Source organism: Pseudomonas sp. BJa3, assembly GCF_026343815.1.
GTDB lineage: Bacteria > Pseudomonadota > Gammaproteobacteria > Pseudomonadales > Pseudomonadaceae > Aquipseudomonas > Aquipseudomonas soli.
The window spans coordinates 205,543-226,616 of the sequence record NZ_JAOXMC010000005.1 but is presented as its reverse complement, the minus strand read 5'-3'; the positions used below and the strand labels follow the sequence as shown (position 1 = coordinate 226,616).

17 protein-coding genes are annotated in these 21,074 nt (G+C 64.5%); 6 read left to right on the top strand and 11 right to left on the bottom strand.

The window, feature by feature from the left end:
• Positions 1 to 74 precede the first annotated feature (74 nt).
• From OH705_RS07885 to edd, 10 genes are all read right to left on the bottom strand, one after another.
• On the bottom strand, positions 75 to 1,448 hold the full coding sequence (locus tag OH705_RS07885; protein ID WP_371041597.1) for a carbohydrate porin: 1,374 nt from the start codon (positions 1,446 to 1,448) through the stop codon (positions 75 to 77).
• 13 nt (positions 1,449 to 1,461) lie between these two features.
• Positions 1,462 to 2,616, bottom strand: a complete 1,155-nt coding sequence (locus tag OH705_RS07880) for an ABC transporter ATP-binding protein (RefSeq protein WP_094011687.1) — start codon at positions 2,614 to 2,616, stop codon at positions 1,462 to 1,464.
• 3 nt (positions 2,617 to 2,619) lie between these two features.
• A complete protein-coding gene (locus OH705_RS07875; protein WP_023630394.1) occupies positions 2,620 to 3,465 on the bottom strand; it encodes a carbohydrate ABC transporter permease in 846 nt (281 codons plus the stop codon).
• Positions 3,458 to 4,366 (bottom strand): carbohydrate ABC transporter permease, encoded by a 909-nt coding sequence (locus tag OH705_RS07870; protein WP_023630395.1) that lies wholly within the window; start codon positions 4,364 to 4,366, stop codon positions 3,458 to 3,460. The genes OH705_RS07875 and OH705_RS07870 overlap by 8 nt, the downstream gene beginning before the upstream one ends.
• A 141-nt stretch (positions 4,367 to 4,507) precedes the next feature.
• A complete protein-coding gene (locus tag OH705_RS07865; protein ID WP_094011688.1) occupies positions 4,508 to 5,794 on the bottom strand; it encodes an ABC transporter substrate-binding protein in 1,287 nt (428 codons plus the stop codon).
• 115 nt (positions 5,795 to 5,909) lie between these two features.
• On the bottom strand, positions 5,910 to 7,127 hold the full coding sequence (locus tag OH705_RS07860) for an AGE family epimerase/isomerase (protein WP_267301725.1): 1,218 nt from the start codon (positions 7,125 to 7,127) through the stop codon (positions 5,910 to 5,912).
• 121 nt (positions 7,128 to 7,248) lie between these two features.
• Positions 7,249 to 8,703 carry an ATP-binding protein gene (locus tag OH705_RS07855; protein WP_094011690.1) on the bottom strand — a complete coding sequence of 485 codons (1,455 nt, stop codon included), beginning with the start codon at positions 8,701 to 8,703 and terminating at the stop codon, positions 7,249 to 7,251.
• Positions 8,687 to 9,382: a response regulator gene (locus OH705_RS07850; RefSeq protein ID WP_201754994.1), complete on the bottom strand. Its 696-nt coding sequence runs from the start codon at positions 9,380 to 9,382 to the stop codon at positions 8,687 to 8,689. The genes OH705_RS07855 and OH705_RS07850 overlap by 17 nt, the downstream gene beginning before the upstream one ends.
• A gap of 96 nt (positions 9,383 to 9,478) precedes the next feature.
• Positions 9,479 to 10,435: a glucokinase gene (locus OH705_RS07845; protein ID WP_038706741.1), complete on the bottom strand. Its 957-nt coding sequence runs from the start codon at positions 10,433 to 10,435 to the stop codon at positions 9,479 to 9,481.
• The gene (gene edd / locus OH705_RS07840) at positions 10,432 to 12,258 is read right to left on the bottom strand and encodes a phosphogluconate dehydratase (protein WP_094011692.1); all 1,827 of its coding nucleotides are present in this window, start codon (positions 12,256 to 12,258) and stop codon (positions 10,432 to 10,434) included. The genes OH705_RS07845 and edd overlap by 4 nt, the downstream gene beginning before the upstream one ends.
• 266 nt (positions 12,259 to 12,524) lie before the next feature.
• On the opposite strand from edd, the gene gap reads away from it, so the two are divergent.
• The 6 genes from gap to OH705_RS07810 all read left to right on the top strand — a co-directional run bounded on the left by gap (position 12,525) and on the right by OH705_RS07810 (position 19,199).
• Positions 12,525 to 13,526, top strand: coding sequence for a type I glyceraldehyde-3-phosphate dehydrogenase (gap, locus tag OH705_RS07835; RefSeq protein WP_038706743.1), 1,002 nt, complete (start codon positions 12,525 to 12,527; stop codon positions 13,524 to 13,526).
• 140 nt (positions 13,527 to 13,666) lie between these two features.
• Complete coding sequence (locus tag OH705_RS07830) at positions 13,667 to 14,179, top strand: RNA polymerase sigma factor (protein WP_023632569.1); 513 nt, start codon at positions 13,667 to 13,669, stop codon at positions 14,177 to 14,179.
• Between the two features lie 93 nt (positions 14,180 to 14,272).
• Positions 14,273 to 15,235 (top strand): FecR family protein, encoded by a 963-nt coding sequence (locus tag OH705_RS07825; protein ID WP_267301723.1) that lies wholly within the window; start codon positions 14,273 to 14,275, stop codon positions 15,233 to 15,235.
• 125 nt (positions 15,236 to 15,360) lie between these two features.
• The gene (locus tag OH705_RS07820) at positions 15,361 to 17,949 is read left to right on the top strand and encodes a TonB-dependent receptor (protein WP_267301721.1); all 2,589 of its coding nucleotides are present in this window, start codon (positions 15,361 to 15,363) and stop codon (positions 17,947 to 17,949) included.
• Positions 17,950 to 18,130: 181 nt separating this feature from the next.
• The gene (locus OH705_RS07815; RefSeq protein ID WP_038706745.1) at positions 18,131 to 18,736 is read left to right on the top strand and encodes a biliverdin-producing heme oxygenase; all 606 of its coding nucleotides are present in this window, start codon (positions 18,131 to 18,133) and stop codon (positions 18,734 to 18,736) included.
• 49 nt (positions 18,737 to 18,785) lie between these two features.
• On the top strand, positions 18,786 to 19,199 hold the full coding sequence (locus OH705_RS07810; RefSeq protein WP_160290944.1) for a YbaN family protein: 414 nt from the start codon (positions 18,786 to 18,788) through the stop codon (positions 19,197 to 19,199).
• A gap of 24 nt (positions 19,200 to 19,223) precedes the next feature.
• On the opposite strand, the gene arcD is transcribed toward OH705_RS07810, so the two are convergent.
• Positions 19,224 to 20,651: an arginine-ornithine antiporter gene (gene arcD / locus OH705_RS07805; protein WP_023630516.1), complete on the bottom strand. Its 1,428-nt coding sequence runs from the start codon at positions 20,649 to 20,651 to the stop codon at positions 19,224 to 19,226.
• Between the last annotated feature and the right edge of the window lie 423 nt (positions 20,652 to 21,074).

The following is a 21,074-nucleotide window of genomic DNA, read 5'->3' as shown; positions in this document are numbered from 1 at the left end:
GTGCCCGTTAACCACTGCAGACCAGTGGTTAGCGGGAGGCCGAAATGGATGGCGTAAATTTACAACAATTTTTCTCAGAATGACGACTGAATCTTCAATCCCGCGACCAGCGCGTTGTCCACTTCATCCACACCGCCCGGGCTCTTGATGTACTGCAGGTTCGGGCGCACGGTCAGCCAGTTGGTGACATGGAAGCCATAGTAGAGCTCGGCGTTGTATTCGGTGCGCTGCAGCGGTGCAAAGCCTGGGTTGTCGTAGTCATTGATGCCGGACTGGGCATTGAGCAGCTCGGCGCGCTTTTTCACATCGTCGTTGACGTGGATACGGGCGATGCCAAAGCCGATATCGTCCTTGGGCCGGGCGTCAAAGGCGCCTTTATAGACCATGCCGACCTGCTGGTAGTTGTCGACCACGTTGGTGGCCTTGTCATGCACGGTGAAGTTGGCGAACAGGCTCAGGCCGCGGTTGACGTCGCCAGCATGGGCGGTGACCTGCTGCTGCGCCACCACCCACCAGCCGTGCTTGCTGGAGTGCGACTTGAACGCCGCGCCGGTCAGCGCCTGCGGGTTGCCGTTGATGTCGTCGTACACGTCGTCGGCCTTGGCAGTGCTGTAGTAGTAGCCCAGGCGGTACTCGCCCGGCAGGCCGTTGACCTTCGGCGACCACACCGCCTCCACCGGCAGGATCGCGCCCTTGGTGCCACTGCCGCTGAGCTTGAAGCCGTTGCCGGTCTCCAGGTTCGACGGGTTCTGCTCGTAGGCACCGACCTGGACGAAGAATTCCGGGGTGATGTTGTACTTGACCCGCAGCGCCCACTGGCTGACCGGCCAGTTGTACCAGATGCCGCCGACCCAGTTGCCCACCTGCGAGCCGCAGAAAGCCAGGTTCTGGAAGTCGCAGGGGAAGCTGTTGAAGTCCTCGCCCTCGCCGAAGCGGCCGAATTTCACGTCCAGCGCGCCGTCGAAGTACTTCTGCTTGACCCACATCTGCGTCAGGCGCCAGGTCTGGCCGCGCCCCCAGACCTCCTGCACCGAGCTGAACTGCCCGGCACGCGGGTCGCTGATGCGGTCGTTGGACAGGTTGCGGCCGCTGCGCTCGGTGATCGCCAGCTTGAACTCGGTGTCCTTCCAGCCGAAGATCTTCTCCAGGTCCAGGTGCGCGCCCAAGGCGAACTGGTCGCTGTAGCGCGCGGTCTTGTCGTCGTTGTAGCCACCGTGCAGGTTGCCGGCCACTTCGCCAACGTAGTCGAGGGTGAAGTCGTAGCCCTTCTCCAGCAGCTCGGTGCGGGTGCCGCCCCAGTCGCCGGTCATCCATTTCGATTCCGACGAGAAAGCCTCGGCGGCCTGGGCCCCGCTGCTGCCGACCACCGCCAACAAGGCGAGCGATCCCAAGGTCTTGATGCGATTGCGATGTTCCATCCCTTTGCGTCCTCTTTTCTTGTTATGCATTGTTCTAGACGATTCAACGGCCTTTGAAGCGAGTCACGTTGTCCTTGATGGCAGTGCCACTGGCGGCGAGGTCGAGGCGCTCGCCGCTGCCGGCGTCGAACAGCAACACCCGCGCCGGGTCGAACTGCAGGTTGAGGCTGTCGCCCACCCGGCACGCCACATCCGGCGCCAGGCGGCAGCAGACCTTGGTCTGGTTGAGGGTGACGAACACCAGCAGATCCGGGCCAGTGGGCTCGGTGACCTGTACTTCGGCGCGGATCGCGGGCATGCCGTTGCCCTCCGCGGCGCCCAGCGAGATTTGTTCAGGGCGCACGCCGAGAATGATCTCGCGCCCCTCCAGCTCGTCCGCCGCCACGCCCAGCGGCAGCTCGCAGCGCGCCTGGCCGCTGTCGAGCAGTGCCAGCACCCGGCCGTCCTGCTTCATCAGGCGCACAGGGATGAAGTTCATCGGCGGCGAGCCGATGAAGCTGGCGACGAACAGGTTGGCCGGGTCGTTGTAGATCTGCTGCGGGGTGCCGAACTGCTGGATGATGCCGTCCTTCATCACCGCCACCTTGTCGCCCAGGGTCATGGCCTCGATCTGGTCATGGGTGACATACACCGTGGTGGTCTTCAGGCGCTGGTGCATCAGCTTGATCTCGGTGCGCATCTCTACCCGCAGCTTGGCGTCGAGGTTCGACAGCGGTTCGTCGAACAGGTAGATCTTCGGCCGCCGCGCCAGCGCCCGGCCCATGGCCACGCGCTGCTGCTGGCCGCCGGACAACTGCCCGGGCTTGCGCCCCAGCAGGTGCTCGATCTGCAGCAGCTTGGCGACCCGCGCCACCTCCTCGTCGATGGCGGTCTGGGACATCTTGCGGATCTTCAGGCCAAAGGCGATGTTGTCGCGCACGTTCATGGTCGGGTACAGCGCGTAGGACTGGAACACCATGGCGATGTCGCGATCCTTGGGGCTCATGCCGCTGACATCCTCGTCGTCGATGAGGATCGCCCCGCCGCTGATGCTTTCCAGGCCGGCGATGCAGTTCATCAGCGTCGACTTGCCGCAGCCCGAGGGCCCGACCAGGATCAGGAACTCGCCGTCCTTGATCGCCAGCTGGATATCCTTGAGCGTGTCCGGCAGGCCAGCGCCATAGGTCTTGTGCACATTGCGAAGTTCGAGTGTTGCCATGACTTACCCCTTGACCGCGCCGGCGGTCAGCCCGCGCACGAAATACTTGCCCGCAATCACGTAGACCAGCAGCGTCGGCAGCCCGGCGATCATCGCCGCGGCCATGTCGACGTTGTATTCCTTGGCCCCGGTGCTGGTATTGACCAGGTTGTTCAGGGCCACGGTGATCGGTTGCGAGTCGCCGCTGGAGAACACCACGCCGAACAGGAAGTCGTTCCAGATCTGGGTAAACTGCCAGATCAGGCAGACCATGATGATCGGCGTCGACATCGGCAGGATGATCCGCCCGAAGATGGTGAAGAACCCGGCGCCGTCCAGGCGTGCGGCCTTGACCAGCGCCTCGGGGATGCTCACGTAGTAGTTGCGGAAGAACAATGTGGTGAAGGCCAGGCCGTACACCACATGCACCAGCACCAGGCCGCTGGTGGTGCTGGCCAGGCCCAGCTTGCCGAGGGTGAACGAGGCCGGCAGCAGCACGGTCTGGAACGGCAGGAAGCAGCCGAACAGCAGCAGGCCGAAGAACAGCTGCGAGCCACGGAAGCGCCACATCGACAGCACATAGCCGTTGAGCGCGCCGATCGCCGTGGAGATCAGCACCGCCGGCACGGTGATCAGGATCGAGTTGAGGAAGTAGCCGTTGACCGTGGCCCAGGCCTTGGCCCAGCCGATGCCGGTGAACGCCGCCGGCCAGCTCAGCAGGTTGCCGCTGCCGATGTCCTCGGGGGTCTTGAAGCTGGTCAGCAGCATGACCACCAGCGGCACCAGGTACAGCAGCACCGCCAGCAGCAGCACCGCATGGATGGCGATGCGGCTGAGGTTCAGCGCGGGTTTGTCGACAGGACTAGTCATGGCGTTTGCCCCGTAGTTCGGAGTACAGGTAGGGGACGATGATCGCCAGGATCGCGCCCAGCATGAGGATGGCGCTGGCCGAGCCCATGCCCATCTGCCCACGGCTGAAGGTGAACGAGTACATGAACATCGCTGGCAGGTCCGAGGAGTAGCCCGGCCCGCCCGCAGTCATCGCCGCCACCAGGTCGAAGCTCTTGATCGCGATGTGCGCGAGGATCATCAGCGAACTGAAGAACACCGGGCGCAGGCTGGGCAGAACCACGGTCCAGTAGATGCGCGGCAGGCTGGCGCCATCGAGCTGCGCGGCGCGGATGATCGACTGGTCGACGCCGCGCAGGCCAGCGAGGAACATCGCCATGATGAAGCCCGAGGCTTGCCACACGGCAGCGATCACCAGGCAATAGACCACCCGGTCGGGGTCGATCAGCCAGTCCAGGCGAAAGCCTTCCCAGCCCCAGTCACGCAGCAGCTTGTCCAGGCCCATGCCGGGGTTGAGCAGCCACTTCCAGGCGGTACCGGTGACGATCATCGACAGCGCCATGGGGTACAGGTAGATGGTGCGGATGAAGCCTTCGCGGCGGATGCGCTGGTCGAGCAGCACCGCAAGGAACACGCCGATGGCCAGGGTGATGCCGATGAACAGCCCGCCGAACAGCAGCAGGTTCTTGCTCGCCACCCACCAGCGGTCGTTGTCGAACAGCCGGGCGTACTGCGCCAGGCCTGCCCACTTGTAGGTGGGCAGGAAGGTCGAGGTGGTGAACGAGAGGACGAAGGTCCACAGGATGTAGCCGTAGAAGCCCACCAGGACGATGAACATGCTTGGCGCCAGCACCAGTTTCGGCAGCCAACGCTGCAGCGCGTCCAGGGGTGAGGCCCGCAGGCGGGCGGTTGCTGTAGTCATGATCTGGGTTCCCGATGCGAGATTGCCTGCGCGGGCCTCATCGCTGGCAAGCCAGCTCCCACAGGTACAGGTGTGCTCCGCTGTACCTGTGGGAGCCGCGGTTCGCCGCCGCGACTTGCCGGCGATAGGGCCGTCAGATCCTTACTTGGCGGCGTTGACGGCTGCGGCCAGCTTCTTCGCCGCGTCGGCCGGATCGGCCTTGGGATCGTTGATGTAGTTGGTCACCACATCGAAGAATGCCCCTTGTACCGCCAGGGTGGTGGCCATGTTGTGCGCCATGCTCGGTTGCAGGCCGCCGGACTTGGCGTCGGCCAGGAAGTCCTTGGCCGCCGTCTGGGCACAGCTGTCGAAGCCGTACTTGCCCATGTCGGCGAGCATGTCGTTACGCACCGGGATCGAGCCCTTGTTGATGCTGAAGACCTTCTGGAAGTCCTCGCCCAGGACCTTGCGGGCGATGTCCTGCTGGCCTGCAGCGGTACCCTTGTCCTTCTGCTTGAATACCACCAGCGAGTCGATGTTGTAGAGGAAGGCCTTGTCGGTGCCCGGGAAGGCCACGCACTGGTAGTCCTTGCCGGCGGTCTTCTTCGCCAGGGTCCATTCGCTCTTGGCCCAGTCGCCCATGATCTGCATGCCGGCCTTGCCGTTGATGACCTTGGCCGCTTCAAGGTTCCAGTCCTGGCCCTTGCCGTCCGGGTCCATGTAGGTGGCGACCTTCTTGAGCTCGGTGAGCGCCTTGACCATCTCGGGGCCGGTCAGGGCCTTTTCATCCAGCTCGACCAGGGCCTTCTTGTAGCCCTCGACGCCCATCACCGAGAGCACCACGCTCTCGAATACGGTGCTGTCCTGCCAGGGTTGGCCACCATGAGCCAGCGGGATGAAGCCGGCGGCCTTGAGTTTGTCACCGGCGGCGTAGAACTCCTCAAGGGTGGTCGGGGCCTTGTCGATACCGGCCTTCTTGAACACTTCCGGATTGATCCACAGCCAGTTGATGCGGTGGATGTTCACCGGCACGGCCACGTAGTCGCCGTCGTACTTGACGGTGTCGGCGACTTTCTTGTCGAGCAGGCCGTCCCACTTCTCGTCCTTGGCCACGTCCTTGAGCACGTCGGGATCAAGCAACCCGGTGGCGGCCCAATCCTGGATATCCGGGCCCTTGATCTGCGCGACCCCGGGCGGGTTGCCAGCCACGGCGCGGCTCTTGAGCACGGTCATGGCGGTGGCGCCACCGCCGCCAGCCACGGCGCCGTCCTTCCAGGTGAAGCCGTCCTTCTCGACCTGCGCCTTGAGCACGTCGACTGCGGCCTTCTCGCCGCCGGAGGTCCACCAATGGACGACTTCCACGCTGCCTTTGGAGTCGGCGGCCTGGGCACTGAGGGAGAACAGGGAGGCGAAGGAGATCGCGGCGGCGAGACGAAGCGTCGGATGCATGGGATTACCTTTCTTGTTGTTATGCGAGGCAAGACTGTCGCTTGCATGGCATGGAGTGTAGGGAGGTCGCGCCCGGCGCCAGGTAACGAACGGATGCGCGAATGTCATCGTCTGGTTACAAAGCCAGCGCCGTGGCCAGGCTCGGCGCCAGCGGCAGGCGTGGCAGCAGCAAGGCCTGGTAGGCGTGGTAGAGGTCGGGCTTGCCGCCCCAGATGCGCGCACTGGGCAGCAGCGCCGGGTCGAGTTCGTGGTGCCAGCTGCCGTGGGCGCAGTCGATGAAGTGACTGGCGATGAAGTCCCAGAAGCAGCGGTACCAGTGTTCGTACTGGGCTTCACCGGTACGTCGCAACAGCGCCGCGGCAGTGGCACAGGCCTCGGCATGCACCCAGTGCAGGCGCTCGCGCACCACCGGGCGGTTGTGCCAGTCAAGGGTGTAGACCAGCCCCGGCGCGCCATCTGCCTGCCAGGCGTGGCGACAGGCGCTGTCGAACAGACCCCGGGCGGCGGGCAGCAAGGACTCGGGCGCAGGCAGTTGCGCCCTTTGCAGGGCCGCCTCCAGGTGCAGTACCAGGCGCGCCCATTCGAAGGCGTGGCCGGGCGTGGTCCCGTAAGGACGGAAGCCATCGGCGGGGTTTTCGCGGTTGTAGTCGGGGAGCGCCTGCCACTGCGCATCGAAATGTTCCGTGACGCGCATGCCGTCGGCAGCGGCGCGGGTCAGGATCAAGCGCTCGACGATCCGTTGGGCGCGCAGCAACCACTGCGTGTCGCCGGTCACGTCGGCCAGGGAGAGGAAGGCTTCGACGCCGTGCATGTTGCTGTTGGCGCCCCGGTAGGCCTCCGCGTGCAGCCAGTCGCGGGAGAACGACTCGCGCAGGGCGCCCTCCTCTTCGCACCAGAAGCGCTGCTTGATGACTTGGGTCACCGCCTCCAGCAACGCCGACGCCTGGCTGATGCCCGCCACCACCGCCGAGCTGGCGGCGAGGGCGACGAAGGCGTGCAGGTAGGCGGCCTTGCCGGTGTCGCCATGACCTTCAGGCTGCGCGTACCAACCGTCATGCTCTTTGTCGCGCAACGGGCCTTGCAGGGCCTCGACACCATGCCCGACCAGTTCGCGGCAACCCGGAACGCCCTGGATATGCGCCAGGGCAAAGCTGTGGGTCATGCGCGCGGTGTTCATGGTCTCGGCCAGGGCGCAACGGGGCAGGCGGCCTTCGTCATCGAGGTTGCCGAACCCCTGGGGCAGGCGCGCAGTCCTGGCGAAGGCGAGCAGGCGCAGGGCCTCGGCGTCGAGCCAGGCATGGTGTGTCGGGGAGTCAAGCCAGCTGATGGCCATGGGTGCACCTTCCTTGTTGTTGTCAGCCGATTCTAGCCAGCGGTCCTGGCTGGCATGTCACGAAGCCCGGCTCGATTGTCACCACATCGTTACATCGAAGCGCTTATCGCGTAGCAAGGGCTCATTCGGCTGAACGCGGCAGGTACAAGGTCACCCGCAACCCACCTTCGCGCAGGTTCAACAGGCTCACCTCGCCGCCATGGCTATGGGCGATGTTGCGCGCGATGCCCAGCCCCAGCCCATACCCCTGCTGCTGCCCGGCGAGGCGGAAGTGCGGCTCGAACACTTGCTCCAGGCGCTGTTCGGGCACCCCCGGCCCCTGGTCGTCCACCTGCAGCACGAAGCTCTCGGCGGTATCGATGATGCGCAGCTGCGCGCGCTCGCCGTACTTGATGGCGTTGTCGATCAGGTTGCCGATGCAGCGGCGCAAGGCCAGCGATTTTCCGGGGTACGGTGCCAATGCCTGCCCCTCCACGGTGATGCGCCCATCGCCGAGATAAGGCTCGGCCAGCATCTCCAGTACCTGGTTGAGATCGATCGGCTCGATGTTCTCGTGGATATCGGTGTCCTTCACGCATTGCAGGGCGCCCTTGACCAGCAGCTCCAGCTCATCGAGGTCGCGGCTGAACTTGGCCTGCAGCTTCTCGTCCTCGAGAAGCTCCACCCGCAGGCGCAGGCGCGTGATTGGTGTGCGCAGGTCATGGGAAATGGCGCTGAACAGCTGGGAACGCTCGGTCAGGTAGCGGCTGATCCGTTCACGCATGTTGTTGAACGCCCGCCCCACTTCGACCACCTCGCTGCCGCCGCCTTCGGCCACCGGGGCCACGTCGGCGCCCAGCGACATTTCCCGCGCCGCCCGTGCCAGGCGCTTGAGCGGCCGACTCTGCCAGTGCACCAGCAGGCCGATGAACAGCAACAACAGCACGGTAGTCAGGGCAATGAAACCGATCTGCTGACGCGGCAGGCGTTCGGCCTCGAGGCTGGTGTAGGGCTCAGGCAACAGCGAGGCGATGTACAGCCACTCGCCCTCGCCGAGGCGGAGCTGGGTCACCAGTACCGGCGGGTTGAGCGGCTCGAGGGTGAGCGAATAGTGCGCCCAGGAGCGGGGCAGCTCATCGAGTTTCAGGCCGCTGTTGAAGATGCGCAGATCGTCGGGGCTGACGAACTCCACGGAGATCTCCATCTGCTGGCCAAGGCGCTCGTGCAGCACCTCTTGAAAAACGTCGATCACCGCCTGCTTGCGCGGGGTGATCGGCAACACCGGCATTTCCAGCGGCTTGACGTTGAGCGAGACGAAGAAGCGCGTGCCACCCATGCTGCGCAACTGGTCCAGCACCATGGGCCGGTAGGCCACCGGCAGCGAACGGAAGTAGCTGACACTGGCACTCATCGAATGCGCGAGGCTGCTGGCGCTGGCGCGCAAGCCCTGCAGCTGGCTGGCGCGCAGCTGCGCGACCCAGATCACGCTGGACAGGCCCTGGGCCAGCAACACTACCAGCAAGGTAAGCAGCAGCATGCGCCCCAGCAGCGAGCGCGGCAGCAGGCGCCAGCGACGCTCGTCAGGCCGGGCAGACATTGGCCGCCAGCAGGTAGCCGCTGCCGCGCACGGTACGGATCAGCCGGGGTGGTTTTTCCGTGTCGCGCAGGCGCTGGCGCAGGCGGCTGACCGCCATGTCGACGATACGGTCCAGCGGCATCGGCTCGCGACCACGGGTGGCGTTGCCGATGGTGTCGCGGTCGAGGATCTGCTGCGGGTGATCGAGAAACAGCTTGAGCAGGGCGAAGTCGGCGCCGGAGAGGATCACCTCTTCGCCGTCGCGGTGGAACAGACGGTGGCTGATCGTGTCGAGGCGCCAGTCATCGAAGGCCAGCACCGCACTGGCCGGCGCCGCCTGGCCGAAATCGGCACGACGCAACAAGGCCTTGATCCGCGCCTGCAACTCACGCGGGCTGAAGGGTTTGCCGAGGTAGTCATCGGCGCCCAGCTCCAGGCCGATGACCCGGTCGGCTTCATCGGAACTGGCGGTAAGCATGATGATCGGCACCCGCGCCTGGCGCGGGTGCTGGCGAACCCAGCGACACAGGCTGAAGCCGTCTTCGTCGGGCAGCATCACGTCGAGGATCACCAGGTCGTAGGAGTTGGCGTCCAGGGCGCGGCGAAAGCCCTGGCCGTCAGGTTCGGCGTGCACCTGCAGGCCGCAGCGGGCGAGGTAGGTCTGCAGCAGTTCGCGGATGTCCTGGTCGTCGTCGACCATCAGGATCGATTTGCCGGCAGTGGTCACAATGGTCAGTCCTTTTGTAAACGCAGATCTTGATGCCTGCTGTGGGGGGCCGCAGTGCGGCTCCGTCGGTTAGAGGTCCAGCGCTTGCTGCAAAGCCACTCCGGCCCCCAGCAACCCGGAAAACTCCGCCGTCACCAGCCACACCGGCACCCCGGCGAAATACCCGCTCATGCAGCCCTTGTCGGCGAAGCTCGCGGCAAAGCCGCTGCGCAGGAACAATTCGGCGAAACGGGGAATCACGCCACCGACAATGTAGACGCCACCCCGCGCCCCGAGGGTGAGCACATTGTTGCCCGCCACCCGGCCGAGGAACCGGCAGAACTGCTCGACCACCGCCAGCGCCCGTGGCTCGTTGGCCAGCGCCGCGTCGGTGATCTGCGCCGGGGTCTTGTGCGTCGGCGCAGCACCATCGAGCGCACAAATGGCCTGGTACAGGCGCACCAGCCCACCGCCACTGAGCACGGTCTCGGCACTGACATGGCCGATCTGCCGATGGATTTCCTGGTGGATCGCCGCCTCACGGGCATTGCCCACCGGCAGGTCGACATGCCCGCCCTCCCCCGGCAGTGCCAGCCAATGCTCACCGTGGCGCAGCAGGCTGCCCACGCCCAGGCCGGTGCCGGGGCCGATCACCAGCGCCGGGCGCGATGGATCGGCGAGGCCTGCGCAGACTTCACGAAATTCGCCTGCGCGCAGGCGGGTCATGCCCAGCGCCATCGCGGAAAAGTCGTTGATCAACAACAGGCGATCGACCTGCAGCGTCTGGCAGAACGCACTGCGGCTCAGGCGCCAGTGGTTGTTGGTAAAGCGGAACTCGTCGCCGTCCACTGGGCCTGCCACCGCCAGGCACACCGCCGCCAGGCCGCCACGGGCGATACCCTGGTCGGCCAGGTAGGCCTCGATGGCCTGTTCGGGGCTGGTGTAGTCGGCGGTGGCCAGCACCTGGACCGCCTGCAGTTCTTCGTCGCGCCACACGGCGAAACGCGCGTTGGTGCCACCGATGTCGCCGACCAGCAAGGCCTTCATTCGAGGTTCTCCAGAGCCGAGGTGAAGGCGCTCGCGCCTTGCTCGGCGGAACTGAACGCCACACGCATGAAGCCGAACAGCTCACGCCCGCAGCCCAGGTCGTTACCCTTGGGTGGCGCTGGCAGTTCACGGCCGGCCAGTTCCTCGGCCGAGACCATGATCCGCAGCGTGCCTTCGGCACCATCGACGCGCACGATATCACCATCGCGCACCCGCGCCAGCGGGCCACCATCAAAAGCCTCCGGGCAGACGTGGATGGCCGCCGGGATCTTGCCCGAAGCACCGGACATGCGCCCGTCGGTAACCAGCGCCACCTTGAAGCCGCGATCCTGCAGCACGCCGAGGAAAGGCGTCAGCTTGTGCAGCTCGGGCATGCCGTTGCAGCGCGGCCCCTGGAAACGCACCACGGCGACGAAGTCCCGCTCCAGCTCGCCTGCCTTGAACGCATCGGCCAGCGACTGCTGGTCATGGAACACCCGGGCAGGCGCCTCGACCACCCGGTGCTCGGGCGCCACGGCGGAAACCTTCATCACGCCACGGCCAAGGTTGCCTTCCATCACCCGCAACCCGCCCTCGGCGGAGAACGGCCGCGCCACCGGGCGCAGGATGCTTTCGTCGAGGCTGTGCCGCGGCCCCTCGCGCCAGACCAGGCGGCCATCCTCGAGGAACGGCTCCTGGGTGTAGCGGCGCAGGCCGTGCCCGGCCACGGTGTTGACGTCCTCGTGCAGCAGGCCCGCGTCGAGCAGCTCGCGAATGAGGAAGGCCATGCCGCCGGAGGCCTGGAAGTGGTTGATGTCGGCCTTGCCGTTGGGATAGACGTGGGACAGCGTCGGCACCACATCGGACAGGTCGGCCATGTCCTGCCAGGTCAGCTGGATGCCGGCGGCCTGGGCGATGGCCGGGATATGCAGGGTGTGGTTGGTCGAGCCGCCGGTGGCGTGCAGGGCGACGATCGAGTTGACCAGGGCCTTTTCGTCGACGATCTCGCCAATGGGCATGAAGCTGCCACTGGCCTTGGTCATGCGCGTGACCTGGCGCGCGGCCTCGGCGGTAAGGGCATCGCGCAGCGGCGTGTAGGGGTTGACGAACGAGGCGCCCGGCAGGTGCAGGCCCATGACCTCCATCACCAGTTGGTTGGTGTTGGCGGTGCCGTAGAAAGTGCAGGTACCGGGGCCGTGGTAGCTCTTCATTTCCGATTCGAGCAGTTGCTCGCGGGTGGCCTTGCCCTCGGCGTAGCGCTGGCGCACATCGGCCTTTTCCTTGTTGGAAATGCCCGAGACCATCGGCCCGCCCGGCACGAAGATCGTCGGCAGGTGGCCGAAACGCAAGGCGCCCATCATCAGCCCGGGGACGATCTTGTCGCAGATGCCCAGCATCAGCGCGCCATCGAACATGTTGTGCGAGAGGGCGATGGCGGTGGACATGGCGATCACCTCGCGGCTGGCGATGGCCAGCTCCATGCCCGGCTCGCCCTGGGTGACGCCGTCGCACATGGCCGGCACGCCGCCGGCGAACTGGCCGACCGAACCGACTTCACGCAGCGCCTGTTTGATCTGTTCGGGGAAGTGCTGGTACGGCTGGTGCGCCGAGAGCATGTCGTTGTAGGCCGAGACGATGGCCACGTTGGCCGCGTTCATCAAGCGCAGGGTCTGCTTGTCGTCCCCGCCGCAGCCGGCCACGCCATGGGCGAAGTTGGCGCACTGCAACTGGGCGCGCATGGGCCCGTCACTGGCCGCCCCACGGATCAGCTCAAGGTAGCGTTCACGGGTACGGCGGCTGCGGGCGATCAGCCGTTCGGTGACCTCAAGGATGCGCGGATGCATGTACTGGACTCCAGGCTAACTGTGGGGCGGCTTTACTGGGGCATTTTCCCTCCAAACGATTGCGACCTAGTCTCTAGGAAAAGGCGCCAGCACCGCTCGACAAGGGGACAACCCAACCACTCGTTGTATGTTTAAACAAAATACTGCCAGCAAAAAGGCTTGTTTTCTATCTCTCGGTGAATAATCTTGTAATTCCAACAACAAAACCGTTTCAGTGAAGCTGTCCTTTGTGCCACAGGCTTCACCCGACTGCCAGAGGTAATACCATGACCCTACGCATCGCCATCAACGGATTCGGCCGCATCGGACGCAACGTCCTGCGCGCACTGTACACGCAGGGCTACCGCCAGGACCTGCAGGTCGTCGCCATCAACGACCTGGGCGACAGCGCGATGAATGCCCACCTGCTCAAGTACGACAGCGTCCACGGCACCTTCGACGCCACTGTCGAGGCCGACCACGAAAGCCTCACCGTCAATGGCGACCGTATCGCCGTCAGCGCCATCCGCAACCCTGCCGAGCTGCCCTGGAAAACCTTGGCCATCGATGTGGTGTTCGAATGCACCGGGCTGTTCACCGAACGCGCCAAGGCCGCGGCGCACTTGAGCGCCGGGGCCGGCAAGGTGATCGTCAGCGCCCCGGCCAAGGGTGTCGACGCCACCGTGGTCTACGGGGTCAACCACGATGTGCTGCGCGCCTCGCACCAGATCATCTCCAACGCCTCGTGCACCACCAACTGCCTGGCGCCGATTGCCCAGGTGCTGCACCGCGAGTTCGGCATCGAGCAAGGCCTGATGACCACCATTCACGCCTATACCAACGATCAGGTCCTCACCGACGTCTACCACAGCGATCCGTATCGCGCCCGCTCGGCCACCCAATCGATGATCCCGAGCAAGACCGGCGCTGCCGAAGCCGTGGGCCTGGTGCTGCCGGAACTGGCCGGCAAGCTCACCGGAATGGCCGTACGGGTGCCGGTGATCAACGTGTCGCTGGTCGACCTCACCGTCAACCTGCAGCGCGAAACCAGCGCCGAAGAAGTCAACCAGCTGTTCCTCGAGGCCAGCCGTCATTCCCGGGTATTGGGCTACAACGCCCTGCCACTGGTGTCGTGCGACTTCAACCACAACCCGCTGTCGTCGATCTTCGACGCCAACCACACCCGCGCCAACGGGCGGATGCTCAAGGTGCTGGCCTGGTACGACAACGAGTGGGGCTTCTCCAACCGCATGCTGGACAATTGCCTGGCATTGTTCAACGCGCGTTAAGGCAGGGTCAGGTCTTCAGAGTAAAGTCTTGTGGGAGTGGGCTGCTGCCACAAGCTTTACTCATTCGTGACATTTCCATGCTTGACCTTGGTCGGTGATGATAAGCATTATCATTAATCCCAAAACGCCCAGGTTCCCCCGTGAGTCAGTCCCGGTTCAACTCAGTGTTCCTCACCCAGCGTCTCACCCTGCTGCGCACGCTGCAGCGCATGGTGGGCAACCCCAGCACTGCCGAGGACCTGCTGCAGGAAACCTATCTGCGGGTCACCCGCGCCCTGGGCGAGCGCCCGATCGAGCACCTGGAACCCTTCGTGTTCCAGACCGCCCGCAACCTTGCCCTGGACCACCTGCGCACGCGCCGGGTGCAAGCGCGCACCTTGGTGGACGACGTGCCCGAACAGGTCCTGCATAACGTCGCAGCCCCTGCCGCGAGCAGCGAGGATGCCGCCCACGCCGAGCAACTGCTCAAGCACCTGAGCGTCAGCCTCGGCCAGTTGAGCGAACGCCAGCAGCGCATCTTCATCCTCAGCCGCCTGCACGGCGCCAGCTACCTGGAAATCGCCGAGCAGTTGAGCGTCTCGGCCAGCACCGTGCAGAAGGAGCTGAAACTGATCATGGCCATCTGCATGGGCGTGGCCGATCGTCACCAGTGACGCGACCGCTCGCCGCTGGTCAGCGCAAAGCCCTTGCCATGGGCAAGGTCTGCACTGATCATGCGCAAAAAATGCCCAATGCAAGGATCCGTCGTGACCGACCACCCCACCCCTCGCCCGTCACCCGCCGAGCCTGATGCCCGCGCCCGTGCCCGCGAAGAGGCGCTGGACTGGTTGATCCGCCTGCAATGCGCCAGCGAAGACGACACCCGCGCTTTCGAGCACTGGCTGGGCGCCGAGCCGGAAAACGCCGAGGCCTATGTCGAAGCCGAGGCGATGTGGAACGGCACATCGCTGCGCCAGGTGGCCGGGCAACTGCAGCAAAGGCGCAAGCGCTCGCTTGCCGGGCGCCTGCGCAGCCACTGGAAACCTTTGGCCACCGCCGCGGTGCTGCTGGTCGGGCTGTTCACGTTCGGCAACCTGCCAGTGCGCCTGCAGGCCGACCATCTGACCGTGGTCGGCGAGCGCCAGCGCCTGGAGCTGGACCACGGCGCCAAGGTGCTGCTCAACACCAATTCGGCCTTTGCCAGCGACGAGCGCGAAGGCCGCAAGGTCGCCCGGCTGTTGCAGGGCGAGGCGTATTTCCAGGTGTCCAACACCAGCCAGCCGCCGCTGGAAGTCCAGGCCGGCCCACTGCGCGCCAGCGTGCGCGACACCGATTTCGCCGTACGCTACCTCGATGGCGAGGCCCAGGTGCGGGTACAACGCGGCGATGTCGACCTGCAGGCCGCGAGCGACCAACGCATCCGCCTGAGCGCCGGCGACAGCATCAGCGTCGGCCCCAAGGGCTTCGGCCAGCGCCAGCGCCCCGACATGAGCAAGGACCTGGCCTGGATCGAAGGCCGCCTGGTGTTCGAGAACTGCCCGCTGAGCCAGGTGCTCGCGGAGGTCCGCCGCTACTACCCGGGCTGGATCATCAACCGCAACGCGCACCTGGAGCAGGTCGCGGTCACCGGCAACTATCGCCTCGACCAGCCGCTGGAAACGCTGCGTGCCCTGGCCCACATCACCTCGGCGCAACTGCATGAATACCCAGCCGTGGTAATTCTTAACTGACCTTGCAAGTTTTTTTACGCGATCGCCACACCTCGCCCGTCTCGTTATAGCCAATACGATTGATTCTCGTTCGAAAACGAGAACAAGCACTGTCTATGACTCACGCGCGACAGGGAGCGCTTTCGATGCCCACAGGTCAAACCCGCCCGTCCTCTTCTTCCCGCCGTCGCGGGCAATTGTCCCTGTTGACCTTGGCTTTGCTCGCCAGCGGCGCCTGCAGCCTGCCCGCGCTGGCCGTGGAACCGGCCCAGGCGAGTAGCCCGCGCATGGGCGATTACCGCTTCGCCATCGCCCAGCAACCGCTGGTCGAAGCCATCAATGCCTTCAGCCAGGTCACCGGCTGGCAGGTCGGCTTCAGTGCCGAGCTGGCCGACGGTGTGGCCTCGCCGGGCGTACAGGGCTCGCTGGCCCCGGAAGCAGCGCTGCAGCGCCTGCTGCGCGGCACCGGCCTGGGCTACCGCAAGATCAGCAATGGCAACGTGGTGCTGGAACGCCAGGCCGCCGGCAACGCCATCGCCCTGCAGCAGGTGACCGTCAGCGCCACCCGCAGCGCCCAGGACGTCAGCCAGGTGCCGAGCACCGTCAGCGTGAAGACCCGCGAGCAACTGGACCGGCAGAACGTCAACGACATCAAGGAACTGGTGCGCTATGAGCCGGGTGTTTCCGTCGGTGGCGTCGGCCAGCGCAGCGGCCTGAATGGCTACAACATTCGCGGCATCGACGGTGAACGTATCCTGACCCAGGTCGACGGCGTGTCGATCCCCGACAGTTTCTTCTATGGCCCCTACGCCCAGACCCAGCGCAACTATGTCGACCCGGAAATCGTCAAGCGCGTCGAGATCCTCCGCGGCCCGGCCTCGGTGCTGTACGGCAGCAACGCCATCGGCGGCGCGGTGAGTTACTACACCCTCGATCCCGAGGACATCATCAAGCCGGGCAAGGATGTCGGCGCCCGTCTGAAGACCGGCTACAGCTCGGCCGACGAAAGCTGGCTGACCTCGGCTACCGTCGCCGGTCGCCAGGGCGATTTCGATGGCCTGCTGCACCTGAGCCAACGTAACGGCCATGAAACCGAATCGTATGGCGAACACGGCGGCACCGGCCTGAACCGCAGCAAGGCCAACCCGGAGGACGTGCGCACCACCAACGTCCTGGCCAAGCTTGGCTGGAACTACGCCGACGATGCCCGCTTCGGCTTCACCTACGAGCACTACAAGGACGACCGCGACCAGAACATCCTCAGCGCCGTCGGAGGCCCCTTCATTCCGGGCCGCGGCGCCTCGAACATGTATCGGATGCGCCAGGGCGACGACACCGTTACCCGCGAGCGCTTTGGCATCAACCATGAGTTCGGCCTTGAAAGCCTGGTCGCCGACCACGTGAAATGGAGCCTGAACTACCAGATCGCCAAGACCGACCAACGCACCGACGAGCTGTATTTCGCCAGTGGCCGCCAGGTGTTCCGCGATCGCCAGACCACCTACAAGGACCGCCAGTGGGTATTCGACGCCCAGCTGGACAAGGCTTTCAGCCTGGGTGCCACCGACCACCTGCTGACCTACGGCACGACCCTCAAGCATGAAAAGATCACCGGTTCACGCAGCGGTACCGGCACCTGCCTCAACGTCGGCGGCAGCTGTACGGCGATCGGCCAGAATAGCCCCGGCGACGGCCAGGTACGGGTCAGCGACTTCCCCGACCCGACGGTCAACACCTACAGCCTGTTCGCCCAGGACGAAATCCGCTGGAACAACTGGACCTTCCTGCCCGGCGCTCGGTACGACTACACCCGCATGGAACCGCAGATGACCAGCGAGTTCCTGCGCGGGGTCCAGGGTAACGGTGCAGCGCCTGGGGCCATCGACGACGCAGACAAGAAATGGCACCGCGTTTCGCCAAAATTCGGCGTGACCTATGCCTTCAACGACAACTACACCTGGTACGGCCAATACGCCGAGGGCTTCCGTACCCCGACCGCCAAGGCCATGTTCGGCCGCTTCGACAACCCGACCCTGGGCTACAGCGTCCAACCCAACCCGGACCTCGAGCCAGAGAAGAGCAAGAGCTACGAAACCGGCCTGCGCGGTAACTTCGAGGCCGGCAACTTCGATATCGCGGTGTTCTACAACAAGTACCGCGACTTCATCAACGAAGACGCCGTGCAGTCGGCCAACCTGGGTTCGACCTTCCAGGCCAACAACATCAAGCACGCCACCATCAAGGGCGCGGAGTTCAAGGGCCGCCTCAACCTCGACCACTTCGGCGCTGCCCAGGGCCTGTACACCCAAGGCTCGCTGGCCTATGCCCGCGGCCGCAACGATGACAACGGTCAGCCACTGAACAGCGTCAACCCGCTGACCGCGGTCCTCGGCCTGGGCTACGAGCAACAGAACTATGGGGGGCTGCTGAGCTGGACCCTGGTCAAGCGCAAGGACCGCGTCGACGACTCCACCTTCTTCGCCCCCGATGGCGCCAGCAAGCAGTTCCGCACGCCTGGCTACGGCGTGCTGGACCTGACCGGCTACTACAAAGTGACCGACGACATCACCGTCAACGCAGGCCTCTACAACCTGACCGACAAGAAGTACTGGCAGTGGGATGACGTACGTGGCTACGACGCGCTTGGCGAAGCGGGAGTGACCCAGCCGGCCAATCTCGATCGCCTGACCATGCCGGGCCGCAACTTTGCCATCAACCTGATGTGGGACATCTGACGGGTTGAGATCGCCATCGCCGGACAAGCTCGTTCCCCCAGTTCCCGCGTGGGAGCGGGCTTGCCCGGCGCTGCATCGAGCCCTGTGCGAATGATTTCACTTCGCAGGTGAGGTTTTTTTACTGTTCCGCGTCTTCTGTTTCGTCTTGTCACTAGACGCCCCATTTTCCAAGGATGCCCCCATGACCGCCCCTTCCACCGAACGCGCCAACCTGCGCTCCCAGCGCCTGAACCAGGTCACCCATGCCCCGCACACCGAGCTGGACGCCCTGGTCAAGTCGCACAAGCCGTTCGACAGCCGCGAGAGCTTCGCCCGCTTCGTGGTCGCCCAGTACCTGTTCCAGTCCGAGTTGCAGGCGCTGTACACCGACCCGCAACTGATCGCCATCGTCCCCGACCTGGCCGAGCGCTGCCGCGCCGAGCAGGCCCGCCTCGACCTGGCCGACCTCGACACCGAAGTGCCCGCGCCCTTCGCCGGCGCCCTGGGCAAGCCAAGCCTGGGCGAAGCCCTGGGCTGGATCTTCGTCTCCGAAGGCTCCAAACTGGGCGCCGCATTCCTGATCAAGCGCGCCGTGGCCCTGGAACTGTCCGAAACCTTCGGTGCCCGTCACCTGGGCGAACCGGCCGGCGGTCGCGCCGAAGGCTGGAAACAGTTCACCCGCATCCTCGACAGCCTGGACCTGTCGCCCGAGGAAGACGCCGCCGCCGAACGTGGCGCGGTCGCCGCCTTCGAGCGCTTCACCGAGCTGCTCAAGCATGCCTATGCCGCCGACGCGGCGCTGGCCTGACACGCTTTACCCGGCCGTCTGCGGGCGGCCGCACCGTTGCAGTGAGACCATGACCCGAATCGCCCGCTCCAAAGTATCCCGCCTGCTGTATGCGATCCTGGCCTATGTGAGCCTGGGCATTGGCCTGGTCGCCATCGTCATTCCCGGGCTGCCCACCACCGAGTTCATCCTCCTCGCCGCCTGGGCCGCTACCCGCAGCTCGCCGCGGCTGTCCGCGTGGCTTGAGAACCACCGACTGTTCGGCCCGATCCTCTTCAATTGGCGCAACGGCAAGGTGATCCAGCGGCGCGCCAAGATCAGCGCCACTATCAGCATGTTGCTATGCGCAAGCCTCATGCTGATCGTCCTCGAGCACCACTGGCCCGTATTCCTTGCCATCGGCGGCATGGCGCTCGGCAACCTATGGATCTGGTCACGCCCGGAACGGCCTGTTTCGCAAGGCAGCGTCGAACTGCAAAATTGATTCAATCGCGCCTGACATGAGCAGTCAGAGGCTAAGCAAGCCCGAATACAGCGCATACGCCGCCAACCCGGCGCCCACCAGCACCGCCGCGAAAATCAGCTTCTCCCATGCGGTGAACAGCACCTGCCCCTGCTCGCGCTTGGCCCGGGCGAACAGGATCACCCCCGGGGCATAGAGCAACGCCGACAGCAGGATGTACTTGAGCCCACCGGCATACAGCAACCACACCGCATATGACAGCGCGATCACGGCAACCAGCATGTCCTTGCGCCGCAACCCCGCCTGCCCCTGGTAGCTCTCGCCTCGCACGGTCAGCAACACCGCATAGGCCGCCGACCAGAAGTAAGGAACCAGGATCATCGACGACGCCAGGTAGATCAGGCTGGTGTAGGTACCGGCGGAGAACAGTGTGATCAACAAAAAGCCCTGAATCATCACGTTGGTCAGCCACAAGGCGTTGGCCGGCACATGGTTGGCGTTTTCTCGCGCCAGGAACCGCGGCATGGTCTTGTCACGGGCAGTGGCGAAGAGGATCTCGGCACACAACAGCGCCCACGACAGCAGCGCCCCGAGCAACGACACCGCCAGGCCGAGGCTGATCAGTAATGCGCCCCAGGGCCCGACGATGTGCTCCAGCACCGACGCCAACGATGGATTCTGCAACCCGGCAAGTTCCGGCTGGGTCATGACCCCCAGCGACAACACGTTGACCAGCACCAGCAGCGCCAGCACGCCGAGAAAGCCGATCACCGTGGCCTTGCCCACATCGGTGCGACGCAGCGCTCGCCCCGAATAGACACTCGCACCTTCGATGCCGATGAACACGAACACCGTCACCAGCATCATGTTGCGGACCTGCTCGAGGACGCTGCCGAACTGCGGATTGCTCATCCCCCAGATGTCGCGGGTGAAAATATCGGCGCGAAAGGCGACAGCCGCGATGACGATGAATATCAGCAACGGCACGACCTTGGCCACAGTGGTCACCTGGTTGATGAAGGCCGCCTCCTTGATGCCACGCAGCACCAGGAAGTGCACCGCCCACAGCAGCAATGAAGCACAGCCGATGGCCATCGGCGTATTACCTTGGCCGAACACCGGGAAGTAGAAACCGAGGGTGCTGAACAGCAGCACGAAATAGCCAACGTTGCCCAACCAGGCACTGATCCAGTAGCCCCAGGCCGAAGAAAAGCCCATGTAGTCGCCAAAACCGGCCTTGGCATAGGCGTACACCCCTGAGTCCAACTCAGGTTTGTGGTTGGCCAGGGTCTGGAACACAAAGGCCAATGCCAGCATGCCCACCGCGGTGATGCCCCAACCGATCAGCACTGCGCCGACATCGGCGCGCGCCGCCATGTTTTGCGGCAACGAGAAGATCCCACCGCCGATCATCGAACCGACCACCAACGCGATCAGCGCGCCCAGGCGTAGCTTCTGTCCCGGTTCGCTCATGGGGCTCCTCGTGCGCGGGTGCGCGTAAACGTATTTGGCAACATGAATGTTACAAGTTTCTTATTGAATCGAGCCATTAAAGCTATAGCACTCATAACCGGACTGTCTATAGCGCGGGGCAGTGAAAAGTGACAATTGCAAAGTATCTCACTCCCCACCTAAATACGTCGCTATTTACTGTGAAAAATTTGCGAAAAGCCTAAAAGAGACTAACTTCATGGTTCGCAGGCAAAACGGAGCGTTTGCTCCAGAAGGACATGGAGGTGCCAGCGTACAAGGCCTGCAACGAAGCTGTCGGCATCCTCCAGGAGACGCATGAAGGTTTTTTCTTACCTTCATGCTGGCATGAACTGATCTAAGTCAGCGAATGATCCAGGCGTCAGATTTATTCTGAGGTCAACTTTCTCCTGGTACGGAGTCGAT